This window comes from Oscillatoria sp. FACHB-1406 (assembly GCF_014698145.1).
GTDB lineage: Bacteria > Cyanobacteriota > Cyanobacteriia > Cyanobacteriales > Spirulinaceae > FACHB-1406.
The window spans coordinates 1-12,990 of the sequence record NZ_JACJSM010000038.1 but is presented as its reverse complement, the minus strand read 5'-3'; the positions used below and the strand labels follow the sequence as shown (position 1 = coordinate 12,990).

The 12,990-nt window shown below is 50.6% G+C and carries 15 protein-coding genes and 1 pseudogene; 8 read left to right on the top strand and 8 right to left on the bottom strand.

Features of this window, described 5'->3' with window-relative positions:
* Positions 1-87: 87 nt before the first annotated feature.
* Positions 88-402: a TMEM14 family protein gene (locus H6G50_RS23415; RefSeq protein WP_190721947.1), complete on the bottom strand. Its 315-nt coding sequence runs from the start codon at positions 400-402 to the stop codon at positions 88-90.
* Complete coding sequence (gene rsmA / locus H6G50_RS23410) at positions 399-1,217, bottom strand: 16S rRNA (adenine(1518)-N(6)/adenine(1519)-N(6))-dimethyltransferase RsmA (RefSeq protein ID WP_242032963.1); 819 nt, start codon at positions 1,215-1,217, stop codon at positions 399-401. The genes H6G50_RS23415 and rsmA overlap by 4 nt, the downstream gene beginning before the upstream one ends.
* Before the next feature lie 306 nt (positions 1,218-1,523).
* Here rsmA and H6G50_RS23405 point away from each other — a divergent pair, with 306 nt between their 5' ends.
* On the top strand, positions 1,524-1,724 hold the full coding sequence (locus H6G50_RS23405) for a hypothetical protein (protein ID WP_190721942.1): 201 nt from the start codon (positions 1,524-1,526) through the stop codon (positions 1,722-1,724).
* A gap of 221 nt (positions 1,725-1,945) precedes the next feature.
* On the opposite strand, the gene hpnH is transcribed toward H6G50_RS23405, so the two are convergent.
* Positions 1,946-2,968: an adenosyl-hopene transferase HpnH gene (gene hpnH / locus H6G50_RS23400; protein WP_190721940.1), complete on the bottom strand. Its 1,023-nt coding sequence runs from the start codon at positions 2,966-2,968 to the stop codon at positions 1,946-1,948.
* Between the two features lie 119 nt (positions 2,969-3,087).
* Complete coding sequence (locus H6G50_RS23395; protein WP_190721938.1) at positions 3,088-3,297, bottom strand: hypothetical protein; 210 nt, start codon at positions 3,295-3,297, stop codon at positions 3,088-3,090.
* Positions 3,298-3,469: 172 nt separating this feature from the next.
* Between H6G50_RS23395 and H6G50_RS23390 the strand changes: the two genes are divergently transcribed.
* The 4 genes from H6G50_RS23390 (at position 3,470) to opcA (ending at position 7,983) form a co-directional block, all read left to right on the top strand.
* On the top strand, positions 3,470-3,697 hold the full coding sequence (locus tag H6G50_RS23390; RefSeq protein ID WP_190721936.1) for a hypothetical protein: 228 nt from the start codon (positions 3,470-3,472) through the stop codon (positions 3,695-3,697).
* Between the two features lie 139 nt (positions 3,698-3,836).
* Positions 3,837-4,898 carry a class 1 fructose-bisphosphatase gene (gene fbp / locus H6G50_RS23385; protein ID WP_190721934.1) on the top strand — a complete coding sequence of 354 codons (1,062 nt, stop codon included), beginning with the start codon at positions 3,837-3,839 and terminating at the stop codon, positions 4,896-4,898.
* Between the two features lie 88 nt (positions 4,899-4,986).
* Positions 4,987-6,516 (top strand): glucose-6-phosphate dehydrogenase, encoded by a 1,530-nt coding sequence (gene zwf, locus H6G50_RS23380; RefSeq protein ID WP_190721932.1) that lies wholly within the window; start codon positions 4,987-4,989, stop codon positions 6,514-6,516.
* Positions 6,517-6,639: 123 nt separating this feature from the next.
* Positions 6,640-7,983 (top strand): glucose-6-phosphate dehydrogenase assembly protein OpcA, encoded by a 1,344-nt coding sequence (gene opcA, locus H6G50_RS23375; RefSeq protein ID WP_190721929.1) that lies wholly within the window; start codon positions 6,640-6,642, stop codon positions 7,981-7,983.
* 73 nt (positions 7,984-8,056) lie between these two features.
* Here opcA and hpsU read toward each other — a convergent pair whose 3' ends face one another.
* The 3 genes from hpsU to H6G50_RS23360 form a co-directional block, all read right to left on the bottom strand.
* Positions 8,057-8,647: a hormogonium polysaccharide biosynthesis acetyltransferase HpsU gene (gene hpsU / locus H6G50_RS23370; RefSeq protein ID WP_190721927.1), complete on the bottom strand. Its 591-nt coding sequence runs from the start codon at positions 8,645-8,647 to the stop codon at positions 8,057-8,059.
* Positions 8,644-9,711, bottom strand: a complete 1,068-nt coding sequence (locus H6G50_RS23365) for a glycosyltransferase family 2 protein (RefSeq protein ID WP_199303410.1) — start codon at positions 9,709-9,711, stop codon at positions 8,644-8,646. Before H6G50_RS23365 ends, hpsU begins: the two co-directional genes overlap by 4 nt.
* A gap of 126 nt (positions 9,712-9,837) precedes the next feature.
* A complete protein-coding gene (locus H6G50_RS23360; protein ID WP_190721925.1) occupies positions 9,838-10,515 on the bottom strand; it encodes a hypothetical protein in 678 nt (225 codons plus the stop codon).
* Positions 10,516-10,660: 145 nt separating this feature from the next.
* Between H6G50_RS23360 and cobU the strand changes: the two genes are divergently transcribed.
* Both cobU and H6G50_RS23350 read left to right on the top strand, forming a co-directional pair.
* A complete protein-coding gene (gene cobU, locus H6G50_RS23355) occupies positions 10,661-11,230 on the top strand; it encodes a bifunctional adenosylcobinamide kinase/adenosylcobinamide-phosphate guanylyltransferase (protein ID WP_190721923.1) in 570 nt (189 codons plus the stop codon).
* Positions 11,231-11,303: 73 nt separating this feature from the next.
* Positions 11,304-11,723: a hypothetical protein gene (locus H6G50_RS23350; protein WP_190721922.1), complete on the top strand. Its 420-nt coding sequence runs from the start codon at positions 11,304-11,306 to the stop codon at positions 11,721-11,723.
* On the opposite strand, the gene cofG is transcribed toward H6G50_RS23350, so the two are convergent.
* On the bottom strand, positions 11,710-12,684 hold the full coding sequence (gene cofG, locus H6G50_RS23345; RefSeq protein WP_190721920.1) for a 7,8-didemethyl-8-hydroxy-5-deazariboflavin synthase subunit CofG: 975 nt from the start codon (positions 12,682-12,684) through the stop codon (positions 11,710-11,712). The two genes, H6G50_RS23350 and cofG, sit on opposite strands and share 14 nt — an antisense overlap.
* A 136-nt stretch (positions 12,685-12,820) precedes the next feature.
* On the opposite strand from cofG, the pseudogene H6G50_RS23340 reads away from it, so the two are divergent.
* Positions 12,821-12,990: pseudogene (locus tag H6G50_RS23340) on the top strand (photosystem II q(b) protein); the annotation flags it as partial.

The window sequence follows — 12,990 nt, the reverse complement described above, 5'->3', positions numbered from 1 at the left end:
AGCGCGGTCGGAGTGCCGTTCCCTAGTCGCTGAGCGCGGTCGGAGTGCCGTTGCCCCGTCTCCCCCACATCCCAGTTTAAATACAGGTCAGCTTAGCAGTTCCGGGACAATCGCGATCGCGGCGAGAATTCCAGCGATTATCATCATCCCAGCGGGCATGAATTTGCGCGTTTTAAACCAACGCACGGCAAAGACGACGATGAGGGCGGCGACGAGGGCGGCGGCGAGGGGCAATCCCCAAGGCTGTCCGGCTCGAACCGCGATCGCGGCAGCAATCAGCAGTAGGCCGCTGATACTGCCGGAAATTAACGAGGGAAAGCTTTTAACGCGACTGTAAGCAAGAATTCCGCCGACTAAAGCGAGAATCCCGTAGGCGAGGGCTGCAAAAAATCCGATACTCATACTGGGGAGAGGTGATTGCTAAGGAAGACCCACTGCTCGACGCTCAAGTCTTCGGCGCGGGCGTTGGGATCGATTTCTAATTGTTCCAGCAATGGGGTCAAGCGATCGCTGTCTACCTGACCTTTTAAATTATTTCGTAACATTTTGCGGCGACTGCTGAAACCGAGCTTAACCAGCGTTTCGAGGTAACGGGGGTTAGCAGCGACGACAGGAAAGGGACGCGGGCGCAGCCGCACGACGGCAGAATCGACTTTCGGCGGCGGGACAAAGGCTTTGGCGGGAACGTCGCAGACGGTTTCGCACTCGGCGAGGTACTGGGTACGGACGGAAAGCGCGCCGAAGGCTTTGGAGTTGGGCTGGGCGGTGAGTCGTTCGCCGACTTCTTTTTGAACGAGCAGGACGATCGCGCTGTAAGCTGGAATTTTGGGCGCGGCGATCGCACCGAGCAACAGTTTGAGGATTGGCCCGGTAATGTTATAGGGAATGTTGGCAACGACTTTATTAATGGGGAAAAAGTCGGAGAAGGTTTGTTCTTGCGCGGTCAAATCGAGGGATAAAATATCGCCTTGCAAAAGGAGAAAATTGTCGAGTTTCCCGAAGCGTTGAACGAGGCGCTTGCACAAGTCGCGATCGATTTCTACCGCAACCACAGAACGAGCGGCAGGAAGGAGGCGCTGGGTGAGAATCCCCGTCCCCGGACCGATTTCGAGGACGCGATCTCCGGCTTCTAGCGCAGCAGCTTTAACGATGCGATCGAGCGCTGTTTCGCTACGGAGCCAATGTTGAGCAAATCGTTTTCGTGTTTGAGGATACAAAGGAGCAATACGGGATCGAGAAAAGCTCAGTTTGCAACGTCTTAAGCTATCTGTCAAATTTTTAGTGACAGTTACTTTCATTTTCAGGCCTGAAAATGTCCATTCTTATCCCTAGAGGCAGGACAGAACGGGTTTCAACGTCAGCGTGACTTCAGTCACAAATGGTAAAGACAAATATCTCTAAAATTGCGTGCCGAGATCGATGCCTTTTTGTGATTTTAGTCGCTACTCTATGGAGAGAGTCTATAACTCGTAGAGTTTGATTCGTTACCGTTCATTGATATACCTTAACCTTCCTGCACCATCATGGTTACTTCCATGCCCAACCCACAGACAACTCTTCAAGAGGTTATCGAGCGCATCTTATCTTCGCATCGCATTGCGCAGCAAGACCAAGAAATATTGCTTGGATTGCTTTCTTCTGGCTCTCTAACCGAAGCAGACAAACTCCTGGTGAACCGAGTGTACACCCTTCTTTCTCGAGGCTTCATTGAGGTTATCGATTGAATTCTTTTTAATTAAATGGCAAGCATCGGGGGTATCTGCAAATATTAGTTTCGATTTTTCCCAGCTTTCAATCCAGCAAAAGCACTTTTTATTCATAAAGAGTTGTAGAAAGAAGGCATTGAAGGCTATAACGTCGAGGCGAGTAGCACTATATAACACTATCTCTTATCCCGAAACTCAAACTTATCCGAGCAGAACTTTATAGCCTTCACGCCTCGCGTTTAACGACTCATCCCAAATAATGCACCGACCGATCGCCCGATATTGACGGGTTCCATCGCATCCATTGCTGCTGTTGGTTCGTAGCCGCAGTGAACCATGCAGTCCGCACAGTTCGGGTTGCCGCTTTTTTGTCCGTAGTTGCTCCAGTTCGTTTGTTCGAGCAATTCTTTAAAGGTCGCGTAATGCCCTTCATTGAGTAAATAACAGGGTTTTTGCCAGCCTAAAACGCTATAACTCGGACTGCCCCACGGCGTACATTCATAGTCTTTTTCACCGATTAAAAAGTCCAAAAAGAGGGGACTGTGATTGAAGTTCCAGGACTTTTTACCCGTTTTATAAGGCGCAAGAATTTCGCGGAATAGTGCTTTAGTTCGTTGGCGTTTGAGAAAATGCTCTTGGTCGGGGGCCCATTCATAGCTGTATCCCGGCGAAATCATCATGCCATCAACGCCGAGGGTATCGACAAAATCAAAAAATTCCTGCATTTCGGCGGGGGAAGTTCCCTCGAACACAGTAGTATTGGTGGTGACGCGGAATCCTTTGGCTTTGGCGGCGCGGATGGCTTTGACTGCGATGTCAAATACGCCGTTGCGATCGACACAGCGATCGTGATGCTCTTTTAAACCGTCGAGATGAATGCTGAAGGTGAGATAGGGCGAGGGTTTGAATTTATCGAGACTTTTTTCGAGCAGCAGCCCGTTGCTGCATAAATAAACAAATTTACGGCGTTCGACTAACCCCTTGACAATTTCATCAATTTGTGGGTGAAGCAACGGTTCGCCTCCGGGAATCGAAACGACGGGCGCGCCGCATTCTTCCACCGCCGTAAAGCATTCTTCCGGCGAGAGGTTGCGCTTGAGGATCTCGACCGGATGCTGAATTTTCCCGCAACCGGGACAGGCTAGGTTGCAGCGAAAAAGCGGCTCGAGCATTAAGACGAGAGGAAATTGTTTTCGTCCTTTGAGACGCTGCGCGACGACGTATTTACCGACTTCTAAAGCTTGTTGCAAATGAATTCCCATATCAATCCTCTCACCGAACTGTTGGTAGCGCGTCGATCGCGCGGTTAGTTACTAATTGTTACATTATGCCGCGCGCTCGCGCTTACTGCAAACCACGGCAGTAATAGCAACGCGCGCGGTTAATCATCGGGAAACTGCCAGCAAGAAATGCGCTCGACTCGATCGCTGCCGCAAGCTTGGCAATCCGCCTCTAAGGAGGAATCGACCCATTCTGCATTGCAGGTTTTGCAATGACAAAAAATGTTGTTGCGGTTGGCAATGGCAATTTTAGCCTGCCATTCTTCAATGATTTGCCGGTCTTCGGGATTGAGGGGAGGGCGCGATCGCATCGTGGGGGTTCCCTTAACAAAAAAGTATTCTCAAACTTTTCGGTTCTAAAGCCTTGCCGCTCAACAAGAGCAGGCTGTCAAAATGGGACTTGAAGGGAGGCAAAATCTTTAACTAACCTTTAAAATAGTTTAATAACCATCGGTTACACTTTCGCTTCTTAAGGGGATTGCTATGGAACCGCTAGCCTATATTGAACTGACAGTAGCTTACGAGGAATCCGGTGGCTGTTTGGAACGACAGACCCGCCCCAAGCTTCACCCCTTATCCTTTCAGAAAATTGTAAGCTGGGCAGCGATCGCGTCTTTAATACTCCTCGGCGGTTTCGGTGCAGCCCTTTCGACTGCCTTCTCCGACAGAACTCCCGCCCCTAACATCGATCGACCCATCGCACCCCGCTAGAGTGGGTTAAAAACTTCCCCCCTCACCCACAATCTGAAGTTGGTCTAAAGTTCGCGGGCTTCCGAGCAAACCCTTCGTAATATGGTTACAGAAGAGGCACGCAATGGCGCAACTTTAAGATTCGTTTCGGAGGGGACTTATGGCATCAGCGACGGAGTTTGAAACCCACGAATATGAATACGCTCTAGACCGAGATTGTACGACTTTATCGCGCCACGTTCTCCAACAACTTCAAAGCTTTTCCCCCCAAGCGCAAGATATTAGCGCGATTATGAATCGCCTTGCCCTAGCGGGAAAATTGATCGCGCGGCGATTGAGTCGAGCGGGTTTGATGGAAAATGCCTTGGGCTTTACCGGCGAAGTCAACGTTCAAGGCGAGTCGGTCAAAAAGATGGATGTTTACGCCAATGAGGTCTTTATTTCCGTCTTCAAGCAAAGCGGTTTAGTCTGTCGCCTCGCTTCCGAGGAGATGGAAAAACCCTACTATATCCCGGAAAACTGCCCGATCGGACGTTATACACTCCTCTACGACCCGATCGACGGTTCCTCAAACGTCGATATTAACCTTAACGTTGGCTCGATCTTTTCGATTCGCCAGCAGGAAGGAGACGATCTCGATCGCGAGGCCCGGGATTTATTGCAAAATGGTCGCAAGCAAATCGCCGCCGGTTATATCTTGTACGGCCCGTCAACGATTTTAGTTTACTCCCTCGGTCAAGGCGTACACTCCTTTATCCTCGATCCGAGTTTGGGTGAATTTATCCTCGTTCAAGAAAATATCAAAGTTCCTACTAGCGGCCCGGTTTATAGCGTTAATGAAGGCAACTTTTGGCAGTGGGAAGACTCAATCCGAGACTACGTTCGCTACGTCCACCGCCACGAAGGTTACACCGCTCGTTATAGCGGCGCGCTTGTCGGCGATATTCACCGCATTCTGCTCCAAGGAGGCGTATTTATCTATCCCGGAACCGTCAAGAAACCGGAAGGAAAATTGCGACTGCTGTATGAAACTGCACCTTTAGGATTCCTAATCGAACAAGCGGGCGGCAAAGCAAGTACGGGAACGCAAAATCTTTTAGATTGCGTGCCGACGAAATTGCACGAACGAACGCCTTTGATTATCGGTTCGGCGGAAAATGTCGAACTGGTTGAATCGTTTATTCAAGACCGAGCGCGCGAAGCAGCAGCCCAAACCCCTTAACATCCGGCAGCGATTGAGTGCCAACGATGGCTCTCTCAAATTTAGGCAATTGTCACTCATTACTGTTTACTGATTATTGATAACTAAAATGACTGTTTTACTCGATAATCCCTTACGCATCGGACTGCAACAAGAAAGAACCCCCGAACCGGTTATTTTAGTTATTTTCGGCGCATCGGGCGACCTCACCCAACGCAAACTCGTTCCGGCAATTTATCAACTCAAACAAGAACGACGATTGCCCCCACAAACCACAATTGTTGGCGTGGCGCGGCGCGATTGGAGTCACGATTACTTCCGCGAACAAATGCGAGAAGGCATCGAAGATTTTTCCACCGGGATCGGTTCGGAAGCGCAATGGCAAGACTTTGCTGAAGGGTTGTACTATTGCTCCGGCGATATGGACAATGCGGAAAGCTACCAAAAATTAAACAATCTGCTCTCCGAACTCGATGAAAAACGGGGAACGCGGGGCAATCGCGTTTTTTATCTTTCCGTTTCGCCGAATTTCTTTAAACCGGCTTTGCGACAACTGGGGGCAGCAGGAATGATTAGCGATTCGACAAAAACTCGCGTCGTGATCGAAAAGCCGTTTGGTAAAGACTTAGGAACGGCAAAATCCCTCAATCGCGTCGTGCAAAACGTTTGCAAAGAGCAACAAGTTTATCGCATCGACCACTACCTTGGCAAAGAAACCGTACAAAATATTCTCGTGTTTCGCTTTGCCAATGCGATTTTTGAACCGATTTGGAATCGGCAATTTATCGACCACGTGCAAATTACGGTTGCAGAAACCGTTGGCGTAGAGGAACGAGCGGGCTATTACGATACTTCCGGCGCGCTGCGAGATATGGTGCAAAACCACCTTTTGCAGTTATTTGCGATCGCGGCGATGGAATGCCCCAACTCTCTCGAGGCAGATAGCATTCGCAACGAAAAGATGAAGGTGTTGCAAGCCACTCACCTGGCTAACGTCCACAACCTCGACGAATGCGCCATTCGCGGGCAGTACAAAGCCGGTTGGATGAAAGGCAAACCCGTTCCCGGCTATCGCGAAGAACCCGGAGTCAACCCCAACTCCACAACCCCCACCTTCGTCGCCATGAAGCTGATGGTTGATAACTGGCGTTGGAATGGCGTTCCCTTCTACCTGCGCACCGGCAAACGCCTGCCCAAAAAAGTCAGCGAAATCACGATTCAATTTAAAGACGTTCCCCTATTGCTGTTTAAATCCGTTGCCCAGCAAACGAACCCCAACATCCTGGCTATGCGCATTCAACCCAACGAAGGCATTGCTTTGCGCTTCGAGGCCAAAACGCCGGGACCGGATTTGCGCACCCGCACGGTGGATATGGATTTTAGCTACGGTTCGTCTTTTGGGGTGGCAACCGCCGATGCTTATAACCGACTCCTACTCGATGCGATGCTAGGGGATCAAACCCTGTTCACTCGCGCCGACGAAGTGGAAGAAGCTTGGCGCGTCGTGACTCCTGCCTTAAATGCTTGGGAATTGCCCGCCGATCCGGAGACGGTTCCGCAGTACGAAGCGGGAACCTGGGAACCTTCGGAAGCAGAATTTTTGCTCGAACGCGACGGCCGACGCTGGAGAAGACTCTAAATTACAGTTACTCGTTATCAGTTAACAGTTAATTGTGAATGGCGATCGTAAATTGGTAATCAATCGTTACCGCAATTTACCATTCATCATTCATCACTCACCATTCATCATTCATCACTCATTATGCCTGCGACTCCCCTCGTTTCTCTACAAGCCCCGAAAGATGTTTCGATTGACGATATCGATCGCGAATTGCGCGAAATTTGGCTGATGTACAGTCAAGGCGGCGATGATGGTGCGATCGCATCGCGGGCGACAACCTTCAGCTTTTTAATCTACGAACCCGATGGCACGCAGCAGCTATTAGCCGCTTTAGGCTTCTACACGGGACCCGTCGATGCGATCGCCGGACCTCGAACCACAGCAGCCATTAAAGCCGCCCAAAAAGCCTACGGTTTTGAAGAAACCGGCAAAGCAACCTCTCAACTCCTCGAAAAGTTACAATCGGAATTTGCTGCGACTAAAGAAAGAAATGCTATGCAGTTTGCGCCCGATGGTAGCGGCGCAACGGTTGCCGATGCGATCGCGTCCGCGAATCCCTGTCGTATCGTTACCCTCTGCCCTACCGTCGGCGAAGACGAAGGAGTCAGCGCTCAAGTCTCTGCCTACTGCCCGATTAACAAGCGCAGCAGTTCCAACCTCGTCTGCTGCGAATACATCACCCTCAAAGGCACGGCAGAAGCGCTAGAACGCATCGGCGGCGTGATCTCCGCTCTTCTAATCCCAGATCTCCCCAAATTTATTTGGTGGAAAGCAACGCCCGCCCCCGACTATCCCCTTTTTCAGCGCCTCACTCAAAGTTGCGACAGTTTGATCGTAGACTCCAGCACCTTCAACGATACCGAACGCGATTTGCAAGTTCTCGGCGAACTGTTGAGTCAGGGTAAGGCCGTCGCCGATCTCAACTGGCGGCGCATTAGTGCTTGGCAAGAACTCGCTGCCGAAGCTTACGATCCCCCCGAACGGCGCGCCGGAATTTGGGCAGTCGATCGCGTAACGATCGATTACGAACAAGGCAACCCCGCCCAAGCCCTCATGTACCTCGGTTGGTTGGCAAGCCGCTTGCAATGGCAGCCCGTTTCCTACACTCACGAAGGCGGCGACTACGACATCCGCCGCATCCAATTCATCGGGCAAGAAAATCAAACCGTCGAAGCCGAACTTGCAGGTATTCCGACAGCCGACTGGGGCGACATTCCCGGCGATACGATTAGCTTAAAACTCGCTTCCACGAACCCCAAAGCCGATGCGGGAACCGTTCTGTGTTCGGAAACTACCGGCTGTATGCGAATGGAAGCAGGCGGTGGCGCGCAGTCCTATCGCATTCAACAGGTTACTTCCCTTCTCGACCAAAAAACCGAGGATTTGCTCGCGCAACAATTGCGGCGGTGGGGGCGAGAAATGCTTTATGAGGAAAGCATGAACGTCACCTATCAGATTCTCAAACTAGCAACGCTAGAAGAATAGCTGAGGTTAACTCTGTATGAAGCTTTCAGGCTATGCAGAACATCTTGGGATTAGTTAACCAAACTGCATCAATTTAAGCTTTCATTTGGCGATCGCGGTGCGGGCGACAGGGATTTCCCCAGGCAACTTGCTCCGGGGGGATATCTTTGAGTACCGTACTGCGCGCGCCGATGACGCTATTAGCTCCAATCGTCACACCCGGAGCGATAAAACAATCTGATGCCACCCAAGCGCCATTCCCTACGGCAATCGGTGCTGTTTTTAAGGGAAAGCTTCGGCTTTCAAAGTCATGGGAGCCGGTGCAGAGGTAACATTCTTGAGAAATGACGCAATGACTGCCGATGGCGATGCGATCGAGACTGTAGAGAACGACATCATCCCCAATCCAACTGTAATCGCCAATTTCTACCTTCCAAGGGTAGGTAAAACGGGCAGTCGGGCGAATGACCACTCCGGTGCCAATTTTTGCCCCAAATCGGCGCAGCAACGCGCAGCGAATCCCGTGGGTGTTGTGAAGCGTTAGGGGGAAGACCACCGCTTGAACCAACCACCATAACAAAATGAACGCGCCCGAACGTCCGCGATCGAAATGAGATTGGTCGTAAAGCCGCAAATCGATCCAAGGCTCGTCATCGCAGCGTGGAGAAGATTCTGGATGAGTCATCGATTTGCTGCCTTGCGAATAGATACTAAAGGCTTTTCAGCCGGAGACTGAATCGTACCATTGATGCTGCCGCTAAAGTGACGCAATTCGTAAAGCTTAACCCCAATGTGATATTCGTACTGAGCGATCAGACGAGCGTAAATATAACCGGCTCGACCGTCGAGAAAACCAAGACGCAGGATATAGACCAAAATAAATCGCAGTAGCGGTTTAAACGGCAATCTCGCCCAAACGATTCGCAAAAAACGAGTCCGCTGCGGACCTTTAATTAATAAACTCGGTTTAATGTCGTCGTTCAGTTCGCCGTTGAGCAACTTATTATAGAAGGCTGCTTCCCAGTTGGAATAGCGATTGTGGCGATCGAGCCACTGATGAATATTGCGGAAATCGATATGATCCATTGGATGGGCGAGAACGGCAGGGCTTAATTTATTGCCGACTTCATCGCGCAGGACGACGTGCTCGTGGACTTCGTTATCGCCGGTGTTGGGGATATACCCCAAGCCGAGATCTTCGTAGCGACCGCGTTGATGCTTGAATAATCGTAGGTTTAAGTCGGGGTACTTGCCCCCATAGCGCAGCCAGCGGCCGAGAAAATAGACGCGACGAGCGATGTAGTAACCTTCGCTGTTGGGTTGCTGGAGAACCGCTTCGATGTCGCTCCATAAGTCGGGGGTAATTCGCTCGTCGCAATCGACGATTAGAACCCATTTGTAGCTAAAAGGGAGAGTATCGAGCGACCAATTCTTCTTTTTACGCAAGTGCGGCACTTCAATATCCGCAGGGATTTCGCAGCCGATTTGCTGAAGATGAGCGATTTTTTCGTTGTAGGCGGTCATTGCTGCGTCGTAACGCTCTTTTTCAGCTTCAAAATCAAATTGGACGACGCGCGCGCCGTACTCGAGGGAGATTTCTGCACTGCGATCGCTACTGTTAGAATCGACAACAAAGACCTCCGCCGCCCGAGCCACGCTTTGCAAGCAAGCAGGCAAGTTTAATTCTTCATTTTTTGCTGGGATGAGGACAGAGACAGGGAGCTTTTCGGGGGGAGATTGGATGCTCATTTCAGTCATTTTGTCAAGTCAAGAGAATTAAAGGGCTTAGAAACTTAGAAAGTTACTAATAGTCGTATTGAGTTATTAGCCTGTACTCTATTAATCTGCCCAACTGCTCTGGCATTGTTCGCAAATTTAAACGTAATCCATGCTACTGCGCATCAGAATCAGCGTTTCGGTAATTCCTTCCAAACGAGTTTCTAAATTTTGTTTGCGAGTTAGAAGTTGCTGTAGTTTTTGGTAACGTCCGATCGCCAAACTAACCTCAGCAACATCTTCCTTCGGACAATCTTGCGACCAAAAGCGGCCGCTTTCATCAATGCCGCACAATCGATAGCCGGGACGGGGCGTTTGATAGCTGACTCCCCGATCGTCTAAGCTTTCGACATAATTCCTTCGGCTTTCGCCTTGGGTTTGACTCGGAGCGGAAAAATTAGGCGTTTCGCAGTCGGTATGAGATTCCAGCCAGCCATCGACTAAAGGACCTTCTTCATACAACAATTGAATCTCGTCGATCGCTCGAGCGAGTTCGGCTTGCCAGCGCGCGATCGTCGCCCCGATATCTTGCAAAATATCTAAAGCGAAAGCCGGATCGACTGTATAGCGGTCGGAACCGATCGCCAGCGGAAGCTTGGGTAAATCCAGCGCTCGGATTTTTTCCGGTAGAGGGGCGGGAGGATTGACTTGAATAGAAAAGGAGGGAAAACTCGACTCGCAAGGGTTAGACTCGTTGTTTGGTCTTGAAATACCCTCCACTTCGAGCGTTTCGAGGGTACTTTCAATGCGTCTCAATCCGGTGAGTTCGGGGTTCATAATGATGGGTTTTGCGATGCTTTTGCTAATCTAACATTGCTTCTGCGTGGAGTCACGCGATCGCGCAATTTTAAGCTCGGTCAGCCTGGTTCTTCGCACTTTATAGCCCCTAAGTTTCATGATTCCCATTAAATTTTAAATTCTGATGAATCCTTCTCCCATTAAAAATCGTACTATCCTCGTCACGGGGCCTGCAAGTTCGGGAAAAAGCGAGTGGGCCGAGCATTTAGCCGCAAAAACGGGTAAGCCCGTCTGCTATATCGCCACCGCACAAGTCGATACGGAAGATGTCGAATGGCTTACCAAAATTGAAAAGCACGCCCAACGCCGTCCGGCAAGTTGGGAAACGGAAGTGGTTCCCGTCGAACTGGCGGCGGCGATCGAGCGGGCGCTTTCCTCTCACTGTCTGCTGGTAGACTCTTTAGGAACTTGGGTTGCTAACTGTCTTTCAGAGGACGAACAAACTTGGGAGAGGCGAGTGGAAGCATTGTTAACCGGCGTGCGAACCACAGCAGCAGAAACGATTTGGGTGGCGGAGGAAACGGGTTGGGGCGTAGTCCCAGCTTACCCGCTCGGGCGGGTATTTCGCGATCGCCTCGGCCGCTTGACTCGCCAAATCGGCGCGCTTTCAACCACCGTTTATCTCGTGACGGGGGGTTGCGTTCTCGACCTCACTCAGTTAGGGTGCGTCCTCCCTCATCGAGCCTCAGATTGAAGATTGATTTAAGAATTGAGCTAGAGTGGGAAGCGTTAAAATAAGATAAGAAGCTCGATATTATGATGTGGATATGAGTGGGGCATTAGAGGCAGAAGTTAAGCGATATTTGGCTTGTTGGTTTCAACTCGGTAAGAAGGTCGTGAGCGAGCAGCAACAAACACCTTTGTTTCCTCAGCCAATCTTTCGCGAGGGCAACTACTCGCCGGAATTCGAGAGTTGCTGGCACGCAATCTTGAGTTCCAAGAAAAACGATTTCTATCTTGAAGGCACTGATTGCAGCGTTAAAGACCTCTTAACGCCAGCTTGGGAAATTATTCCCTGCGCGCGTTGCGAGATGCCGATCGCGCTGAAGACCGGAAAAGTTGCGTCTCCCCTTTGTCCTTGCAGCGATTTAATGCACTGGCCGAATACTGAGTTGCCCAAACCGCGATCGCCCGTCGATTCTCAAGAGCATCTCCAAAGAATTCGCAATCGCCTCAACGCTGGCTAGCTTTAACATTACTATATTGTTCGGCAACGCTAGCTAGCTGCGGCGAGAGCCAAGCGTAATAATTCGGCTGCACGGGCAAACGCGGTACGAGTTCCCAGCCCGCAGGCTCGAGGAGCGCAGCAATAGAGGCGAGGGCTGGATGGACGTAATCGGGGTTTACCTCATCCTTGGGGCAAATCCCGCCGAGATCGGTCGCCCCCGCACTCAAGCAATCGAGTAAGATTTGAGGACTATCGACTAAATTGGGCGGGATTTGTAAGGCGATCGCGTCGGGAAGGATATTTCTGGCGAGTTCCACTGCTTTGACTAGCTGTCGGCTGGGAAAGGATTCTACGCTCTCACTTTGCTGGAAACCGGGACGATAAGGCTGGAGAATAACTTCTTGAATATGATGCCAGCGTTGATGCAAGCTAGCGATCGCACTTAAAGTTTCTCGCCAATCGGCCTGGGTTTCCCCAATTCCGAGTAACAATCCTGTCGTAAAGGGAATTTGTAACGTTCCCGCCCATTCGAGTTGCTGCCAGCGCAAGGCCGGATCTTTGCTCGGTGCGTGCCGATGCACCGTATCGCCTAACTTCGGCGCGAGTTGCTCCAGCATTAAGCCCATCGAAGCATTAACCGACTTTAGCTTGGTCATTTCCGCATAGCTCAGGATCCCTGCATTAGTATGCGGCAGAAAACCGTAGGCGATAGCGAGTTCGCAAAGATCGTAAATTCGCTCGAACCAAGCCGAACGGCGCGGACTTTCAGGATGGACTTCGCCGCTGAGTAAGAGAATTTCTGAGATCCGGCGGGCGGGGGGTAGAAGTTGCAGCGATCGCAACACCCCCGCTGCTGTCTCCAAGCTCAACCACGGACTTGCACCGGGTTCCTGACGAAAGTTGCAGTAAGCGCATCGGTTAAAACACTCATACGTCGGAACCAAGGTATAGGCAGGACTGTAAGTAATCGATCTCTTCAACTGAGCCTCTGTTCTGAAAAAATTAGAGTCAGACCTTTACAAAAGATAACAAATCGGTTAATCTATAAACTACGAAAACTAAAATTTAGTTCTCGTACATCTGATTCATTCACTAATTACGTAATCATCTATATCCATGACAACCACCCTTTCAACTCGCGAGAGCGCGGGCGCTTGGGAAAGATTCTGTCAGTGGATTACCAGTACCAACAACCGCATTTATGTCGGTTGGTTCGGCGTACTGATGATCCCGACGCTTCTGAGCGCAACCATCTGCTACCTGATCGCCTTTGTCGCCGCCCCCCC